An 18727-nucleotide genomic window follows, 5' to 3' on the forward strand; every position below is an offset into this window, starting at 1 on the left:
GTCAGCGGCAGGTAGTAATGAGATTTTCGGCGATATGCGATCAACAAAGGAGATGAAGATTTGAAAACAGTGCTTTTGGCGGGCGGATTCGGTACGCGAATCACCGAGGAGTCGGAAAGACGACCCAAGCCCATGGTGGAGATCGGCGGCATGCCGATCCTCTGGCACATCATGAAGGGATACAGCTATTTTGGCTTCAACGATTTCATTATATGCGCGGGCTACAAACAGCATATGATCAAGGAATGGTTCGCTGACTACTTCCTGCATACGTCCGACATCACGTTCGATTTCACGCAGGAAAACCGCATGATCGTGCACAACCAGCATACGGAGCCGTGGAAGGTTACGATCGTCGATACGGGACTCGATACCTTGACGGGCGGGCGCATCCGCCGCATTCGCAAGTATGTGGGGGATGAGACGTTCATGATGACATACGGCGACGGCGTGGCGGATGTCGATATCGGTGAACTTGTGCGCTTTCACAAGGCGCACGGCAAGGCAGCGACCTTGACGGCGATCATGCAAAAACAGCAGAAGGGCATCCTGGACATCGGCTTTGATAATTCCGTGCATGCCTTTCGTGAGAAGGCTATGGAGGACAGCGCGCCGATCAACGCGGGCTACATGGTGCTTGAGCCTTCCGTTTTTGGATTGATCGAGGATGATTCTACGGTGTTCGAACAGAGGCCGTTGGAGGAGTTGGCGAAGAAAAGCGAGCTTAAATGCTACCTGCACAGCGGTTTCTGGCAGTGCATGGATACGCTGCGCGAAAAGATTTTGCTCGAGCGCTTGTGGCAAAGCGGCAAAGCGCCTTGGAAGCTCTGGTGACTTTCAGTGATGGATGTTTGCAGGAAGGGAATGATATGAAAAAAGAAAAGAAAGTTGCATTTTTCGTACGTAAGTCGGATGAGGCGCTTTACCGCACCTGTTTGGAATCGCTGCAGGCGCTTCATCTGCCTGTGGGATATGAGGCGGAACTTTTTACGTTGACAGCGGGAAAGCCGTATGCTGTGCAGGCGAACAAAGCATTGGCTCTTTCCGATGCCAAATACAAGATCTATATCAATGATGATATGTGTCTTGTTCAGCCCCGGTTCTTTGGAGAATTGCTGGCAATCTTCAAGAACGCCGCCGTCGGTATGATTGGAGCATGGGGCAGTCAGTCCTTGCCTGTGGACGGCAATGTGCTGTCTTCTGTCTATAAGCGCGGCGCTGTCTATGTGCCGGCGGAAGATGGCTTCTCCGAGCTGCGCTTTGGAGAAGCGACGGGAAAGGCCGCAGACGTTCGCTGCATTCTGCCGTCCTTCTTTGCGACACAATGGGACATCTCTTGGGATGAATCTTATGAAAAGCAGTATTACGCTCTGCTGGCACATTGCCGCGCCTTTGAGGAAGAGGGGGGCAGGATTGTCGTTCCTCTGACTAAGAATATCTGGTGCGCCTATCAAGTGAAGGACATCTCCTTCGATGGATCTGAAGCTGATCGGAAAAAGTTTTTTACGAGGTATCATTCCTATATCGACGGCACGGAGCCGAAGGGAATCAGCACACTCTATGCGTGCGGCGAGGGAAGCGAGATTCCTTCATGGAAGGAATTTTCCCATCCCGAGGGGATCGCTGTCGGCAGGGAGACGCACATCCACAAGACGGCTATGTGCCGCCTTGTTATGCCCAATTTTGCGGGAAAGCCCCGCATCATCGTTGGCGATCGTTGTGAGATTGGATCTGGCAGTACCCTTGCGGCGGTGAACCGCATCGTGCTGGAAAACACTGTGCGTGTAGCGGAGAATGTCCATATCAAGGATTATGTGTATGATGACAGAGATATAGGACTTTCGTTCAAAGATCGTGCAATCATCGCGGCAGAGAGCGGAATCCAGATCGAGCGCGGTGTGCGCATCGAAGAGAACGTGCTGATCAGGGGCGCTGTGCACATCGGCCGCGGCAGCATCGTGCGAGCGGGAAGCACGGTAGAATCGGACATTCCTGCCTATTGCATCGCCGAAGGGAGCCCTGCGCGCGTTGTCGCAGCCTTTTCTCCGAAGGCTGGGAAGTGGCTGCCTACAGCGGGGGAAAAGGCTCTGGAAAGGGTACGCGCAGAACGGGAGAAGACGCCGCCGCTTCTTACCGTTGCCTTCATTACCTATAACCGCAGTGAATATTTGAAGAAGTCCCTGCGATGTGTTCTGCAGCAGCTTGGAAACGACGAGCTGGTGGAAGTCCTCGTTTCGGACAATGTCTCGACGGATGACACAAAGGCGTTTGTCCAAAAGATGCAGAAAACGTACAAAAATTTGCGCTACCACTGTAACGAGGAGAATATCGGTGCGGAGGGGAATATCCATCGAGCGATTCAAGAAAGCAGGGGCGAGTATGTACTCGTTGCGGGCGATGATGATTACTTTGCCGACGGCGCACTGCTTTTCCTGCTCAGCAACATTGTCCGATATAGGGGATCGGCGCTCTTCTTTTTGGGAAACAACTTCGATTCCTACGAAGTGCAGCGAGGTTCGGGCTGCGCGGAATATATCGCAAGTGTGGGCTTCTTCGTGACGTGGATCAGCGGTATCGTCCTGCAGCGTACCTTGTACGATCTCATAGAGAATCCGCAAAAATACGATGATACGCATATACCGCAAGTATATCTGCAAATAGAGATATTGAAGCGAAATCCGAAGTTTGTTGTATTGTATGGAACCTTCATCCTCAAAGCGTCGGGGGATCGAGCTCCGGCCGGCGTGAACTTCGCCGAGGTGTTCATCAAGCATTACCTTGATATGCTGCAGTTTGAGGCAAAAATCCCGCAGGAATTGCTGTCTGCGGAAAAAAAGCGCTTGATGGAGAACCATGTGTATCCGTGGCTCGCTAGAATAAGGGGAGAGCACATAGATGTCTCCCTCGACGGATTTTTTGATATTGTTGAGGCGTATTATAAGGATGAGCCGTACTATGAAGATGTTCTTGCGACGTTAAATGGAATCGTGCAGATCACCGGCAGTGAAATGTAGTTTTGGGGGCAGACCATATGAGGGAAAAGAAACTTGCGTTCTTCGTACGCAAGTCGGATGAAGTGTGCTATAGCGCCTGCTTGGAATCGCTGCAGGCGCTTCATCTGCCCGCAGGATATGAGGCGGAACTTTTCACGTTGGCAGCGGAAAGTCCGTATGCTACGCAGGCGAACAAAGCGTTGACGCTTTCGGATGCCAAGTACAAGATCTATATCAACGATGATGTGCGTCTTGTCCGATCGCAGTTGATCGAGGAATTGCTGACAGTTTTCAAGGATGCTTCCATCGGTATGGTCGGAGTGTTGGGAAGTCAGTCCTTGCCTCGCGATGGCAATGTGCTGGAATCGGACTACAAGCGGGGCGTTGTCTATGTGCCGACGGGACGAGAACTATCCGAGATGCGATTCGGAGAAGTTTCGGAAGAAGAGACAGCGGATGTCCGCTTCGTTCTGCCCTCATTCTTTGCGACGCAGATGGATTTGCCGTGGGATGAAGAGTATGAAACACAATATTATGCCTTGCTGGCACAGTGCCGAAGCTTTGAGGAAATCGGAAGTCGGATTGTGACGTCCTTGGCAAAGGAGGCTTGGTGCGCCTATCAGTCACGAGATATCTCCTTCGATGCCGAAGAAGCGGATCACGCGAAATTTTTTGCAAGATATCATCCTTATCTGGATCTTGCGGAGACGGAGGGAACGCAGGCTGTTTTGTATGCGTGCGGCGAGGGAACGACGCTTCCATCTTGGCGAGATTTTTCCCATCCTGAGGGCATTGTTGTCGGACGCGATACACATGTGCATCGGACGGCGAGCTGCGGCTTTGCCCTGTCGAATTTTGCCGGTCGCCCCAAGCTCCTTCTTGGTGATCATTGTACAATTGGTGCCGGCAGCACGATCACGGCGCTCTATGGCATCCGGTTGGAAAACAATGTGACGGTGGCGGAGAACGTCCACATCAAGGACTATGCTTACGATGAGACGGTGATTGGCCTTTCCCTTGAAGCGCAGATGGATTCGAGCGAGGGAGGCGGCATTCGGATTGAAAGCGGCGTGCGGATCGAGGAAGGGGTTCGGATCGAGGGCGCCGTGCAGATCGGACGCGGCAGTTTCATACGGGCGGGCAGCACCGTGTGTGGGAATATCCCTGCTTATTGCATAGCAGCGGGGAGCCCTGCACGCGTCGTCAAAGCATTTTCTTTGAAAGAACGGAAATGGCTTCCTTTGGCGAATGAACAGGTATTGGCACGACTGCTTGCAGAACGCAAGGTAGCAGCGCCGCTTCTGACGTTTGCCATCATTACGTACAACCGCTGTGAATACTTGCGGAAATCTCTGGACTGTGTTTTACGACAGATGGGAAATGATGATCTGGCGGAAATCCTTGTTTCGGACAATGCATCGACAGATGATACGAAAGATTTTGTCGAAGAGATGCAAAAGACGTACAGGAATCTGCGTTACCATCGCAACGAAATGAATGTCGGTGCGGAAGCAAATATTCACGTGGCTATCGGAAAGAGCCGCGGCGAGTATGTGCTTGTTGCAGGAGATGACGATTATTTCATCGATGGGTCTTTGCTTGCCGTGCTCGGAAGGCTTCTCCAACACCGAGGGAGAGCGATCTTTCATCTGAGAAGGGCGCATGAGCCGTATCGCGTGCATACAGGAAGCGGAATCGCGGAGTACGTTCATATGGTTGGCCATCATATGACGTGGATTACGAGCACCATCATGCGGCGAGACATTTATGCGCGGATCAAAGAGCCGCAAAAGCATGATGCTACGCGCATCCCTCAGGTATACCTGCAAATGGAGATGCTGAAGCAGGAGCCGGACTTCGCTGTCATTGCGGCACCTTTCATGCGTTTGGGGTCAGGTGAGCATACGACGTCAGGGTTCAACTTTGTCGAAGTGTTCATCAAGAATTATTTTGATCTGCTCAAAACAGCGGGGGAGATTCCGCCGACGGTTCTGTCAGAAGAAAAAAAGAGGCTGATGGAAGAATGCATATATTTTCAATGCGAAAGAATCAAGGCGCAGCAGCTGCAGATTTCCTTGGATGGACTTTTTGATATCGTTCGAGAGTATTATGGCAGCGAATCGTTCTATCCGCAAGTTGCTGCAAATCTCAGACGTATCCTGCAGAAATAAAAGGTCTGTTTTATATGGAGTTATGTGCTGCCGCTGCAACAGCCTTGCAGATAGGGTGTGCTTTTGGAACAAGAAACAGATGCAGAGCGAACGACGGCCTTGAGGGGAATCGCTGCAGGGCTGCAGGAATGTACCTTGGGCATCGGCATGTGTTTGGAAGAAGATTCGGCGGGGAGGAGAAAACATGTGTCATAAGACGAGCATCATTATTTTGAGTTACAATACGTTGGAGATGCTGCAGCTTTGCATCGCGAGTATACGTGAGTATACGGAAGCCGGAACATATGAGATCATTGTCGTCGAAAATGCCTCAAAGGACGGCTCGGCCGAGTGGCTCAAAGAGCAGGGGGATCTTCGATGCATCTACAACGAGGAGAATCAGGGCTTCCCCAGGGGCTGCAATCAAGGCTTGAAAATTGCGGAAGGAACGGAGATCCTGCTCCTCAATAGCGACACCATCGTCACGAAGGACTGGCTGTCGAATCTGCGCCGTGCGCTTTACAGTGATCCTGTGGTCGGCGCTGTGAGCTGTGTCACGAATTATTGCTCCAATAATCAGCAGATTGAGGTTTCTTACCGGGGCATGGAGGAAATGCAGGCATTTGCTGCGGACTACAACAAATCGAATCCTGCATCTTGGGAGAAGAAGACGACACTTGTGGGATTTTGCTATCTCTTCAAGCGGGAAGTGTTCGACAAGGTAGGGTTTCTTGATGAACAGTTCAGCCCCGGCAACTTCGAGGATGACGACTACTCTCTGCGCATCTTGCAGCAGGGATGGGATCTTCTCCTCTGCCATGACACATTTATTCATCATTTCGGGCATGCAAGTTTCTCGAAAGGATATGGCGACCAAGAGGCGGCGGAAAAAGCTCGGCGCTCCAATGCATTGATTGAACGAAATGCGGCTTTGTTCCTGAAAAAATGGCATGTGCCTGAGAGGTATAAGTTCATGGCGGCGGAGGAGGTTCGCCGTTTGCTGCAGAGCCGTGCAGGGGCAGACGAGACGGTGCATAAACGTTGCCTGCCGAGTGAAAAGAAGATCGCGGTGCTCCTGCGGGACAGCCATACAGGGCAGCACGAAGTTTGCCTCGAGGCTCTCAAGAATGTGAAGTGGCCCGACGGCTATGAAGTGGAAGTATTTACAATCGATGCTCAAAAGCCCTATGCGGCACAGGTCAACGAAGTCTTGGCGGACACCGATGCCAAGGTTAAAATCTATATCAATGACGATCTTTTCCTCGTCCATGCGCAGGCGATCGAAGAGCTGCTGAAGATTTTCCAAGACGAGAGCATTGGCATGGTCAGTTTCCTTGGCAGTGCGTCGCTCCCCGTGAGCGGCAGTCTTATGGATTCTCCCTATAAATACGGCGCTGTCTATGTGCCGACAGAAGAAGATTTTTCCGAGATGCGCTTCGGCACGGCAGTGCAAGCAGCGGCTGATGTCCGTTATATCCTGCCGTCCTTCTTTGCGACACAATGGGATATCCCTTGGGATGAATCTTATGAAAAGCAGTATTATGCCGTGCTGGCATATTGTCGAGCATTTGAGGAAGAAGGGCACAGGATTGTCGTTCCCTTGCCTGAGAACATTTGGTGCGCCTATCAGGTGAAAAATATTTCCTTTGATGCATCGGAAGCTGATCAGAAAAAGTTTTTCACCCGTTACTATACATATCTCGACGGTACGGAGTCGAAGGAAAGCAGCACGCTTTATGCGTGCGGCGAAGGGAGCAAAATTCCTTCATGGCAGGAATTTTCTTTTCCAGAAGGAATCGCTGTCGGCAGAGAGACGCACATCTGCAAGACGGCGCTCTGCCGACTCGTCCGGCCCAATTTCGCAGGAAAGCCGCGCATCATCGTCGGCGATTATTGTGAGATCGGTATCGGCAGCACGCTTGCGGCGGTAAATTGCATCGAATTGGAAAATGCCGTAAGTGTGGCGGAGAATGTACATATCAAAGATTACGTCCTCGATGAAAGCAGTGTCGGAATATCCACTGCTGATCGTGAGCTCCTCACGGAGAAAGGCGGCATTCATGTCGAGCGCGGCGTGCGCATCGAGGAGAACGTTCTCATCAGGGGGGCCGTGCGCATAGGCCGCGGCAGTATCGTGCGTGCAGGAAGCTGCGTGCAGCAGGATATTCCCGCTTACTGCATCGCTGAGGGAAGCCCTGCGCATATCGTCAAAGCCTTTTCACCGCGAGCGGGGAAGTGGCTGCCCGTCACAGGTGACAAGGCACTGAGAAGGCTGCTATTGGAAAGAGAAAAAACGCCGCCCCTGCTGACATACGCTTTCATCACCTATAATCGCAGTCGGTATTTGAAAAGGTCGCTTCGATGCGTGCTGCAGCAACTTGGCAACGACGAACTCGTGGAAATTCTTGTTTCAGACAATGCTTCGACGGATGATACACGGGCATTTGTCCAAGAGATGCAAAAGACGTACGGGAATCTGCGCTACCGCTGCAACGAGAAAAATATCGGTACGGAAGCGAATATTCATACTGCCATACGGGAGAGTCGAGGCGAATATGTGCTCGTCGCGGGTGATGACGATTATTTTGTCGACGGTGCTTTGCTCGTCCTGCTCACGAAGCTCGTACAGCATCGCGGAGCGGCGTTGTTTTATCTGAGACAAGGAGAAGATGCCCTTCGCGTATATGAAGGGCATGGTCCATTGGAATATCTCAGACAAGTGAGCTTCTTCATGACATGGATCACCGCCGTTGTTATGCGTCGCGATCTGTATGCTCGTATATCGGATCCACAGAAATATGATTATACACATATTCCTCAGGTATATGTGCAAATGGAGATATTGAAGCGAAGAGGGGATTTTGTCGTACTTCATGGAAACTTCTTTGCTGAAGGAACGGGAAACTGCCCGTTGGGTGGAACCAATCTTGGTGAGGTCTTTATTAAGAACTATTTTGATGTCTTGCAAGAGGTCGTGGATGTTCCCGCCGCCCAGCTTTCGCAGGAGAAAAAATGGGTCATGGATCGATTGATCATTCCCCGGTGCAGAAAGGTCAAAGAAGAGCAGATCCATCTGTCGTTGGACAGGCTGCTTGATATCGTTCGCGACTATTATGGCGAGGAGCCGTACTATGAAGAGATCTGCAAGAGACTTGAAGATGTCCTGAAGGAACGGCAGAGTTGAGTGCGGAAGCGGCGATGCTGCAGGTGATGCCGGCTGAGAAATGGCGTTTGATAAGAGAAGAGATTCTTCCTGCATATGAAAAAATCTGACCGAAGGATCAAGCTTTATCTTTCCGAAAAAAATTCGATATCATTGAGGAGTATTATACGAAAGAGCTGTATGATCCACAGATTGTCGAGAGGCTTTGGAAAATATCACAGGATGTCTTCGAATGAGACTGTCGGTGCGCATTTCAAGAAAGAAGGATGACGGATACGATGAAACTGGAAAAGCTCTATGATTTATACGAAGCGGGGAAGGTGTCAAAGCGCCTGTATTGGGAATTGGCGCGCGAGCGACTCGTGCCTTTGCTTGAGGTGCAGAAGATTATCAAGAAGAATCCTTATTGCAAAAGTGTCGAGATCAGAGAGGACGGCATCGTACTCAAGACACAGGACATCGAACTCTTCTTTGATATGGAACAGAATATTTGCCGGGCGGAAACCATTTTGATCGGTACGGAGGGCGAGGAGATTTCCCTTATGAGCCGCTTCGTTCCGGCAGGTGCGACGATCTTCGATATCGGCGCGAATGTTGGGCGCGTGAGTCTTGGCTTGGCGAAGGCGCATGAGGACTCGACGATTTACGCTTTCGAACCTGTGGAAGATACCTTCCATGGCTTGGAGAAGAATCTTCGACTGAATGGCGAAGAGGCGCATATCAAGGCGTACCACATGGGGTTCTACAGCGAGAGCGGTGACCTGAAATTCTTTGTACCTGCGGCGAACGAGGCGGCATCTCTGCGTCCTGTTACCGATACGTACTATTTCAAAGAAGGTGATCAGAGCCAGGGTGAGCGCAAGGAACGTCTGGATGAGATCATTTGCCCCGTCGATACGCTCGATCACTTCGTGGCAGCGAACGGTATTGCGCGTCTCGATTTCATCAAGTGCGATACCGAGGGCGCGGAGAAGATGGTCTTTGCAGGCGGTGCGCGTGTGTTCAGTGAGCTACAACCTGTTGTCTATACAGAGATGCTCAGAAAGCATGCGGCGCGTTTCGATTATCACCCGAACGAGATCATCGAGATGTTCAAAGGCTGGGGGTATAACTGCTATACGTCCGATGGCGAACGGCTGCTTCCTTTCGAGAAGATGGATGAGTCGACGCAGGAGACGAACTTCTTCTTCCTGCACGAGGAGAAGCATCGGGAGCTTTTGAAGCAGTATGGCAGTTGAGGATTTGTGTTTAAAGGCGTGCTTCATTTGCCGGCGCAGACCGCAGGGAAGATTTTTGCATGGTTCAGGCGCATCTTTGATAACTTGAGGTGAAGCTTATGGTGGAGTACGTGATCTATGCCGACGTGCCGGAGAGAAACCAGCACGTCAGAGATTTTATTTCTCGTTCCGGTGGAGAGTATCTTGGCTGCATTGATCGAAATCCGGCAAAATGGGATTCAGACAAGAAGATGTATGCCCCTTCTTTTATCGCAAAGCATCCGCGGGCGAAAATTGTCATCACGAGTTTTGATATCGAACGGATTGCTCAATATATCCGTCAGCAAGGCTGGATGAATGAGATCCTTGTCTATCCGTATTGGCGGACGCCGTTTTTTGTTGATGCAGAGCACGAGCCGAGATGTTGGGGCGAGGCGAATCGAGAGCGGCTGCTGCAGATTTATGACAAAAGGGATTCCTGTAATTTGGCCTATATCGAGGAACTTGTTCGGCAGAGGGTTGAGGAGTTTGCGCCGATTCGTTTGCAGGATGTATGGGATTACCTTCCGTACGAGCGTTATTTTGTGGATGATGCTCTGATCTCCCGGGAAGACGATGTGACTTTTGTGGATTGCGGTGCTTATGACGGCGATACGATTGCTGATTTTCAACGGAATTTTGGCAAGCGTTTGAAAAAAGTATATGCTTTTGAGCCGAATCCTCAAACGTACAGCTCCCTGCAGCAAAATCTGAGAAGCATGGGATTGTGCGAGCTGTCGGAGACTTTCTGTTGCGGGGTTTCTGATCAGTCGGGAAGTGTACGGTTCACGCAGAATAAGACGATGAGCTTCATCGACCCGAACGGGACGATAGAGATCGCCATTCGCACTCTTGATGATTGTGTAGGAGAAGTGACGGGGAGTCTTTATATCAAGATGGATATCGAAGGCTTTGAGATTCCGGCGCTTCGGGGAGCGGCACGCCTTATTGAAAAATATCATCCGTACATGGCGATTTGTACCTATCATAAATGGGATGATTATATAGAAATCCCTGAAGCCATAAAGGAAATCCGTGATGACTATGAATTTTATCTTCGCGGAGGAATGCATTCCATATGCCATGCTGTGCCTAGATGAGGGCAGGTGATATTTACAGAGGCACGGCGTCTTGGAGTATGCGAATATATGTCGCGATGAAAGATACGTTGATTTGAGGACTCTGCTTCACTGAAAGGATGGGAGGGATTGTTTTGGGAGAGCGGCTGCTGCTGGATTGTACGCTGCGTGACGGCGGCTATGTAAACAATTGGGAGTTTGGCTACGATCAGATTGTAGAAATCTTTGAGCGTCTCGTAAGTTCGGGCGTGGAGTTCATTGAGGTGGGCTTCCTCGATGAAAAGAGCAGCTTCGACCGCGGGCGTACGGTCTTGCCCGACACGGCTTCCGTCAGCCGCATGTTCGAAGGAGTTTCCAAGGGGAACTCGCTCGTTCTCGGCATGATCGACTACGGCGCCTGCAGTATTGAGCGTTTGGAGCCATGCGAAGAGACGTTCCTCGACGGCATCCGCGTGATCTTCAAGGAATCTAAGATGGAAGCTGCCTTGAAGTTCTGCGCTGAGGTCAAGAAGCTCGGCTACAAGGTCTTTGCACAGATGGTTTCCGTCACGACGTATACGGATGAGAAGCTCGCCGAGTATGCGAAGCTTGTCAACGAGGTCATGCCCTATGCGACGTCGATGGTCGACACCTACGGACTGCTCGACGAGGAGCATTTGTGCCATATATACGGCATTCTGGACGCGAATCTCGACCCGCAGATTCGTGTCGGTTACCACGCGCACAACAATTTCCAACTCGGCTATGCGAATGCGAAACACTTTCTCTCGCTCGATTCGAAGCGCGGTCTCTTGGCGGACGGAACGCTCTATGGCATGGGAAAGAGCGCGGGCAATGCGCCGCTGGAACTTCTGCTGATGTTCCGCAACGACAAGCAGGGGGCAGGCTACCATGTGACGCAGGCGCTTGAAGCCATCGACAACGTCATCATGGAGATCTATCAGAGGCAGTATTGGGGCTACAATCTCTTCTACTACATCGCGTCCTCGATGCACTGTCATCCGAACTATGTGAGTCGTCTCATGAACAAGCGCACGCTGTCGGTCAAGCAGATCCGCGACATTTTGAAAACCCTTGAGCCAGCGAAGAGCCTGCTCTACGACGAGGCGTACATCGAAAGGCTCTATCGCGAGTATCAGAGCATTGAGTGCGACGATCAGGAGACTCTTCGCATCCTGAAAGAGAAGCTAGGGCGGCGTCCGCTGTTGCTCCTTGGTCCTGCGCGCAGCATGATGAAGGAACGTGTGAAGGTGAAGCGGTTTATCGAGGAGAAAAAGCCGCGCGTCATCGCCGTGAACTACGCGCCGCCGACCATCGAGGTCGATGCCATCTTCATGGCGAAATCGAAGCGCTACATGCAGCTTTTTAGCGATCTGCAGCACAACGTCAATCGAGCGAAGCCGATCGTCGCGACATCGAACATGACGAAGTCGGAGGGATCTTTCCCCTATGTGCTCAACTACGGTTCGCTCATTGACAGGGATGCTGAAATCATCGATAATGCTCTCGTCATGATCTTGAAGGCGGTTCTTCGCATGGGCGTTCCTGCGGTGACGCTCGCAGGATTCGACGGCTACTCGAAGCGCAGCCGCAATTACTTCGACGAGAACAAGGAGTACCGCGTCGACGGCAGCCGCGCCGAATATCTGAACAAGTACATCGGCGGCTTCCTGCGCAGCATCAGCGACAAGATTGAGCTGGAATTCCTCACGAAGACGCGCTACGAATGGCAGGGAAAGGACGGCGAGTGATGGGGCGGCTCGCGGGAAAGACCGCGCTCATCACGGGCGCGACCTCGGGCATCGGCCATGCGTCGGCGCGGCTCTTTGCCTCTGAGGGAGCGCACGTCGTCGCCGTGGGAAGAGATGCGGAGCGCGGCGAGACGCTTGCCGCTGAGATTGAGAAGAAACATGCGGGGCGCGTACGCTTCGTCCGTGCAGACGTGACGGACGCCGACGATGTGGCGCGGCTTCTTGCTGTTGTGCAGGAAGAGTTCGGACGGCTCGACATCCTCTTCAACAATGCGGGCATCTTCGTGACGCGGGCGATCGACGAGATCGACGATGTGGCGTGGGAGCGTGTCTTTCGCACGAATACGAAGGCGGCGATGGATATGACGGCAGCATTTTTGCCGCTCCTGCAAAGGGCAAAGGGTGCGATCCTGAACACGGCTTCGATTGGCGGCCTTCCCTACCATATCGCGGGCAGCAAGACGTACCTCTACGCTTCGTCGAAGGCGGCGCTGATCCAGTTCACGAAGCTCTGTGCGCTGAACTTCGCGCCTGACGTGCGCGTGAACTGTCTCGCTCCCGGCATCACGGACACGCCGATCTATACGAATCGCGACTTCTCGCGCTTTTCGGGCATACCGATGGGGCGCGTCGCCGACGCTCTCGAAGTGGCGCGTGCGGCGCTCTTCCTCGTCTCGGATGAGGCTTCTTACATCACAGGCGCGGTGCTGCCCGTGGACGGCGGTGCGTCGCTGAAGTAGCGGAGGTGCTTCATGAAGGTCAAAGTATCAGACTATATCGCGGATTTTCTTGTCAAAAAAGGCATCACGCACGTATTCACCGTCGTTGGCGGCGGCGCTATGCACCTCAACGATTCTCTCGGGCACCACGAGAAGATTACGTCGATATACTGCCATCATGAGCAGGCGGCGGCAATGGCGGCGGAAGCCTATGCGCGTGTCCATGGGCGCATGGCGGCGCTCTGTGTGACGAGCGGGCCGGGTGCGATCAATGCCCTGAACGGCGTTGCGGGCGCTTATCAGGATTCGATTCCGCTGCTCGTGCTCTCGGGGCAGATGAAATCCTCTCTGACGGTGCGGGCGAGCGGTCTGCCGCTTCGCACGCTAGGCGGACAGGAGTTCGACATCGTGTCAGCACTTGATAATATGACGAAGTACGCGGAGATGATCACCGAGCCGCAGAAGATTCCCTTCGCGCTCGGAAAAGCGTATCACTTGGCGAAGAGCGGCCGTCCCGGCCCTTCTTGGCTCGATTTGCCGCTCGACATACAGGGGAGCTTCATTGACGACGATCTGCCGGGATTCAAGACTCATGCGCAGGAGGAATATGCAGACGTCGAGAAGGCCGCGCATCATGTGCTGGAAAAGCTTAGAAGCGCCGAACGTCCCGTGCTCTACGCGGGCAACGGCATCCGCCTCGCGGGTGCGGCGCCGCTCGTCGAGGAACTGGCGCAGCGCCTGTCAATGCCTGTCGTCACATGCTGGGATAGCATCGACCTCATCGCGACCGAGCATCCGTACTACTGCGGCAGGGGCGGTACGATGGGCGACCGCGCGGGCAACTTCGCTGTGCAGAACAGCGACCTTCTGCTCTCGATCGGCAGCCGCTTGAGCATCTACCAGGTCGGCTACGACGTGCGTCTTTGGGCGCGTGCGGCATATACGATCGTCAACGACATCGACCCCGCAGAGCTCCAAAAGCCGACGATCCGCGTCGACTATCCCGTGTGTGCCGATGCGGCGGACTTCATGCGTGCACTTCTCTCAGCGGCGAAGGAGGACGAGCCGAAGGAAAACGGGGCATGGCTCGCGCAGTGCCGCAGGTGGAAGAGCGAGTACCCCGTCGTGCGGCCCGAGCAGAAGGAAGCGGCGGGCAAGACGAACGTCTATGCTTTCATGGATGCTTTGAGTCGCGCGCTGCCCGAGGGCAGCATCACGGTCGTCACCAACGGATCTGCGAGCGTCGTCGGCAGCCAGTCGTACTTCATCAAGGAGGGCAGCCGCTTCCTCATGAACTGCGGCATCTCGTCGATGGGCTACGGCCTGCCCGCTGCCGTCGGCGCAGCCGTCGCGAGCGGCGAGAGCGTCGTCTGCCTTGAGGGCGACGGCAGCATCATGATGAACCTGCAGGAATTGCAGACCGTCGTCACGAACCGGCTGCCTGTCAAACTCTTCGTCATCAACAACAACGGCTATCATCAGATTCGTCAGACGCAGAAGAACGTCTTCGGCAATGCGCTCGTCGGCGTCGGCCCCGAGAGCGGCGATCTCGGCTTTCCGTCGTTTGAGCGAATCGCGCAGGCGTTCGAGATGCCCTACATCAAGATTTCTTCCAACGCGGAGCTGCACGAAAAGATCGCGCAGGCGCTCAGAGAACCGGGCTATGTGCTCACGGAAGTATTCGTGACGGAAGAGCAGAAGTTCGAGCCGAAGTCCGCGACGAAGCGGCTGCCCGACGGGCGGCTCACGAGTCCCCCGCTGGAAGATCTCGCGCCGTTTTTGCCGCGCGAGGAGCTGGCACGCAATATGTACATCCCGCTCATCGAGCCGGACGGAGGAAAAGCATGATCAACCTGCGCCATACAGGCATCTACGTCAGGGACTTGGCGCGCATGGCGTCGTTTTACCGCGAGGTCTTCTACATGCACGCGATATGCGAAAACGTCGAGCAGGGGGACGCGCTGCTTGCCGACCTCTTCCAGGCGGCGGGTGCGAAGGTTCGGATCACGAAGCTCATCACGGAGCAGGGAAAGGCGAGCGGCGTCGGCGATATGCTGGAGCTTCTGGAAGTCATCGTCCCCGAAGGGCGGGAAAAGAAGACGAACTTGCCGATCGAGGCGGGGCTGCACATCGCCTTCGGCGTGCGCGATATGGAAGCGACTCGCATGGCGATTGCCGCGCATGGCGGCGCATGCGCGACGCGCGTGCACGATATGGGAAACGGTAACCTTTGCTGCTTCTGCCGCGATCCCGAGGGGAATTGGCTGGAGCTGATCGCGCGGCGAGATGCGCAGGAGGAAGGCTTGAGTCCCAGCAGATGAGGGGGATTCGTCTGCAGCGAGACATGGGAAAGGAGAAGGCGGCATGAAGATCAAGTCGGCGTTCAAGGAATACCGCGTGGATTTTTGCAGGGATTTGTCCCTGCTGCAGGATTTGGCGGCGGCGAAGGACACGTTTTTTGTGCTCGACCGTACGGTTTACGAGATTTATAAAGACCGCCTGCCAGATTTGCCGAAGGAGCGATTCTTCCTGCTTGAAGCTGTCGAGGAGAAGAAGGATATGGCGGCAATGCTCGCAATCTGTGAGCGCATGACGGAGATGAGCGCTAAGCGCAATTCGCATCTCGTGTCCTTGGGCGGCGGCATCACGCAGGACGTCACGGGTTTTGTCGCCACGGCGCTCTATCGCGGCATTCGCTGGACGTTCTTCCCGACGACGCTCCTCGCTGCCTGCGACAGCTGCATCGGCGGCAAGTCGTCACTGAACTACAAGGGCTTCAAGAACCTTCTCGGCTCCTTCTATCCGCCCGACGAGATCTTCATCTATCCCGAGTTTTTCCGGAGTCTCAGCCCGCGGGACTACTGCAGCGGCTTGGGCGAGGTCGTGAAGTTCAACGTCATCGCGGGCGCGGCGGGCATCGACGGCATGGAGCGTGATATGGAGGCGATTCTGGCGCACGATTACGAGAAGCTGCTGCAGTATGTGAGGACGTCGCTCGACTTCAAGCGCGGCTTCATCGAGGAGGACGAGTTTGATCGCGGCAAGAGGGTTCTGCTCAATTACGCGCACACCTTCGGACACGCCTTCGAGAGTGTCAGCTCCTATGAGATTCCGCACGGATCTGCCGTTGCGCTCGGTATGATTACGGCGAATGCGGTATCGGTCAAGCGCGGCTTCATCGAAGAAGCGTATGCGGCGCGCATCGCGGCGCTCTGTATGAAGATCCTCGCGCACATTCCCTGGCGCGAGGAGTGGTTCGCGCCTGCAGACATCATCGCCGCCATTCACAAGGATAAGAAGCAGACGAGCGAGAGAATCACGGCAGTGCTTTTGAACAAAGCGCATGAGCTTAGTGTCTATCGCGATGTTGAGGAAGAAGAAATCCGGCAGGCGCTTGCGTGTCTGCTGCAATATTGGAGGAATCATCGTGGAAAATGAAGTTGTGCCTTTTTCCGAGGCGTATCAGAAGAATCGCCTGACACTGCGCGAGGTCGTGCCGCTCGCGGTACCTCTGTGCGTGTGCATCGAGCCGACGAACATCTGCAACTTCAAGTGCCTGATGTGTTGGCAGAGCACACAGGAATATACGAAGCACGGCGGTCCCTTCGGCAATATGACAGATGAGCTTTTTGACAAGCTCCTGCAGGATATGAAGGACTTCTGCCGCCATCAAGGGAAGAAGATCAAGCTCATCAAGCTCTACTCGACGGGTGAGCCGCTTCTTCACAAGGGTGTCTGCCGCATGGTGAAGAAGATCAAGGAAGCCGATGTCTGTCACGAGATGGAGATCACGACGAATGCGTCTCTTCTGACGAAGGAAGTGGCGGAGGAACTCGTCGATCTCGGACTCGACTACCTGCGCGCTTCCATCTACTCCGTGCGCACGGATGGGCAGGCGCGCATCACGCAGTCGCGCGTCACGCCGCACGAGATTCGCGAGAACATCGCCTACTTGAAGAAGTACCGCGACGAGAAGGGAGCGAAGAAGCCCTTCATCTGTGCGAAGATCATGGACACGCACGGCGAGGAAAACGACGAGTTTTATCGCATGTACGAGGATGTGTCCGACGAGCAGCTGATTGACACACCGTGGATTTTGCCGAAGCTTGAGGAAAATGCCCTCGACCGACTCTACGGCAGCGAGGAAAAGGGCGAGGAAGCGCAGGCGGCGTACTTGGAGCAGGCGCTTTACAAGGAGCGCAAGGTCTGCCGCTATCCATTCACGCACATGACGGTGCGCAGCAACGGTGACGTCGTCGTCTGCTGTACGGACTGGTCGCGCGACACCTTGGTCGGCAGCATCTGTGACAATACGCTGGAAGAGATCTGGAACTCGAAGAAGCTCTACGATTTTCGCTGTATGCAGCTGAAGACGAAGGGGGCGCACCATGCGCTCTGCGCAACGTGCGAAATTCCGCTGAAGGATACGAGCGAGGACAATCTCGACGATTTCCCTGTGGAGAAGCTCCATTATTGGAGGGAAGGCGATGGAAAGAAGAACGTTTCTAAATAGCCCGGTGCTCAAAGAGGACATGCAGGACATCTACGCGCGTGGACTGGATTGGCAAAAGCTCAGGGGCAAGACCGTACTGCTCACGGGTGCGACGGGAATGCTTGCGTCCTACGTCGCGTTCTTCCTCGTCTATCTGAACGAGGAACACGCGATGGGGATGCGGCTGCTCTTCCATGTGCGAAGCGAGGAAAAAGCGCGCGCACGCTTCGGCGAATACGCGGATGCGCCATATATCTCGTTCGTGCAGCAAGATCTCAGAGAACCGTGGCAGATCGAAGGGGCGGTCGACTTCATCATCCACGCTGCAAGCCTCGCGAATCCTGCGTACTACAAGACGATGCCCGTCGAGGTTGCCGAGCCGAACGTGCTCGGCACATACCATCTGCTGCGCTTGGCAAGGGAGAAGGGGACGCAGTCCTTCCTCTTTTTCAGCAGCGGCGACGTCTACGGCAAGATGCAAGAGGGCGCGGGTGAGATTCACGAGGCGGATGTCGGTGCGGCAGATCCGCTCGATCTTTTGAGCTGCTACGGCGGCAGCAAGCGCATGGGCGAGACGTGGTGCCGGCTCTTCTCCGTCGAGTATGGCGTGAATGCGAAGATCGCACGCATCGCGCACACCTACGCGCCGACGATGGACATCAAGAGCGATCCGCGCGTCTTCTCCTCCTTCATGAAGTGCGTTGCGGCGGGCACGGACATCGTCATGCACAGCGACGGCAGCGCCTGCCGCCCCTTCTGCTACATCGCCGATGCTGTTTCGGCGTTCTTTCTCATCCTCTTCGAGGGCGCGGCGGGTGAGGCGTACAATGTGTCGAACGACAGGGCGTTCTTGAGCATCCGCGAGCTTGCGGAAATCCTCGTGAAATTGCGCCCCGAACTGGGCTTGAAGGTCATCTTGAAGGAGCGGCCGAAGGGCGCGGCGTATCTGGAAAACAATTTTAACAAGGCGAACCGTCCCAGTGCCGACAAACTTCGAGAACTCGGCTGGCAATGCCGCTTTGACGCGGCGGCGGGATTCGCACGCGTCTGGCGATACCTGCGCGATGTGCAAACATCTTGCCAAGCGAGCGGAAAAAGGGTAGAATAAGAGAAAGACGGCAAGA

13 protein-coding genes are annotated in these 18727 nt (G+C 54.2%); all 13 read left to right on the plus strand.

The window, feature by feature from the left end; genetic code table 11:
* Positions 1-60 precede the first annotated feature (60 nt).
* The 13 genes from rfbF (at position 61) to QZ177_RS00710 (ending at position 18711) form a co-directional block, all read left to right on the plus strand.
* A complete protein-coding gene (gene rfbF / locus QZ177_RS00650; protein ID WP_294175090.1) occupies positions 61-834 on the plus strand; it encodes a glucose-1-phosphate cytidylyltransferase in 774 nt (257 codons plus the stop codon).
* A 35-nt stretch (positions 835-869) separates the two neighbouring features.
* Positions 870-3014 (plus strand): glycosyltransferase, encoded by a 2145-nt coding sequence (locus QZ177_RS00655; protein ID WP_294175092.1) that lies wholly within the window; start codon positions 870-872, stop codon positions 3012-3014.
* 17 nt (positions 3015-3031) lie between these two features.
* Positions 3032-5164, plus strand: a complete 2133-nt coding sequence (locus tag QZ177_RS00660) for a glycosyltransferase (protein ID WP_294175094.1) — start codon at positions 3032-3034, stop codon at positions 5162-5164.
* A gap of 184 nt (positions 5165-5348) precedes the next feature.
* Positions 5349-8327 carry a glycosyltransferase gene (locus QZ177_RS00665; RefSeq protein ID WP_294175097.1) on the plus strand — a complete coding sequence of 993 codons (2979 nt, stop codon included), beginning with the start codon at positions 5349-5351 and terminating at the stop codon, positions 8325-8327.
* Between the two features lie 257 nt (positions 8328-8584).
* Positions 8585-9544, plus strand: coding sequence for an FkbM family methyltransferase (locus QZ177_RS00670; RefSeq protein ID WP_294175100.1), 960 nt, complete (start codon positions 8585-8587; stop codon positions 9542-9544).
* Between the two features lie 98 nt (positions 9545-9642).
* Positions 9643-10662, plus strand: a complete 1020-nt coding sequence (locus QZ177_RS00675; RefSeq protein WP_294175102.1) for an FkbM family methyltransferase — start codon at positions 9643-9645, stop codon at positions 10660-10662.
* 113 nt (positions 10663-10775) lie between these two features.
* Positions 10776-12392 carry an aldolase catalytic domain-containing protein gene (locus tag QZ177_RS00680; protein ID WP_294175105.1) on the plus strand — a complete coding sequence of 539 codons (1617 nt, stop codon included), beginning with the start codon at positions 10776-10778 and terminating at the stop codon, positions 12390-12392.
* Positions 12368-13132 carry a glucose 1-dehydrogenase gene (locus QZ177_RS00685; RefSeq protein WP_294175107.1) on the plus strand — a complete coding sequence of 255 codons (765 nt, stop codon included), beginning with the start codon at positions 12368-12370 and terminating at the stop codon, positions 13130-13132. Before QZ177_RS00680 ends, QZ177_RS00685 begins: the two co-directional genes overlap by 25 nt.
* 12 nt (positions 13133-13144) lie before the next feature.
* Positions 13145-14959, plus strand: a complete 1815-nt coding sequence (locus QZ177_RS00690) for a thiamine pyrophosphate-binding protein (RefSeq protein WP_294175109.1) — start codon at positions 13145-13147, stop codon at positions 14957-14959.
* Positions 14956-15432: a VOC family protein gene (locus tag QZ177_RS00695; protein WP_294175111.1), complete on the plus strand. Its 477-nt coding sequence runs from the start codon at positions 14956-14958 to the stop codon at positions 15430-15432. The genes QZ177_RS00690 and QZ177_RS00695 overlap by 4 nt, the downstream gene beginning before the upstream one ends.
* A 43-nt stretch (positions 15433-15475) precedes the next feature.
* On the plus strand, positions 15476-16549 hold the full coding sequence (locus QZ177_RS00700) for an AroB-related putative sugar phosphate phospholyase (cyclizing) (RefSeq protein ID WP_294175113.1): 1074 nt from the start codon (positions 15476-15478) through the stop codon (positions 16547-16549).
* Entirely contained in the window at positions 16539-17624 is a 1086-nt protein-coding gene (locus tag QZ177_RS00705) for a radical SAM/SPASM domain-containing protein (protein WP_294175115.1), read from the plus strand. Before QZ177_RS00700 ends, QZ177_RS00705 begins: the two co-directional genes overlap by 11 nt.
* Positions 17599-18711 carry an NAD-dependent epimerase/dehydratase family protein gene (locus QZ177_RS00710; protein ID WP_294175117.1) on the plus strand — a complete coding sequence of 371 codons (1113 nt, stop codon included), beginning with the start codon at positions 17599-17601 and terminating at the stop codon, positions 18709-18711. The genes QZ177_RS00705 and QZ177_RS00710 overlap by 26 nt, the downstream gene beginning before the upstream one ends.
* Positions 18712-18727: the final 16 nt, after the last annotated feature.

It is taken from the genome of uncultured Selenomonas sp. (genome assembly GCA_905372355.1).
GTDB lineage: Bacteria > Bacillota > Negativicutes > Selenomonadales > Selenomonadaceae > Selenomonas.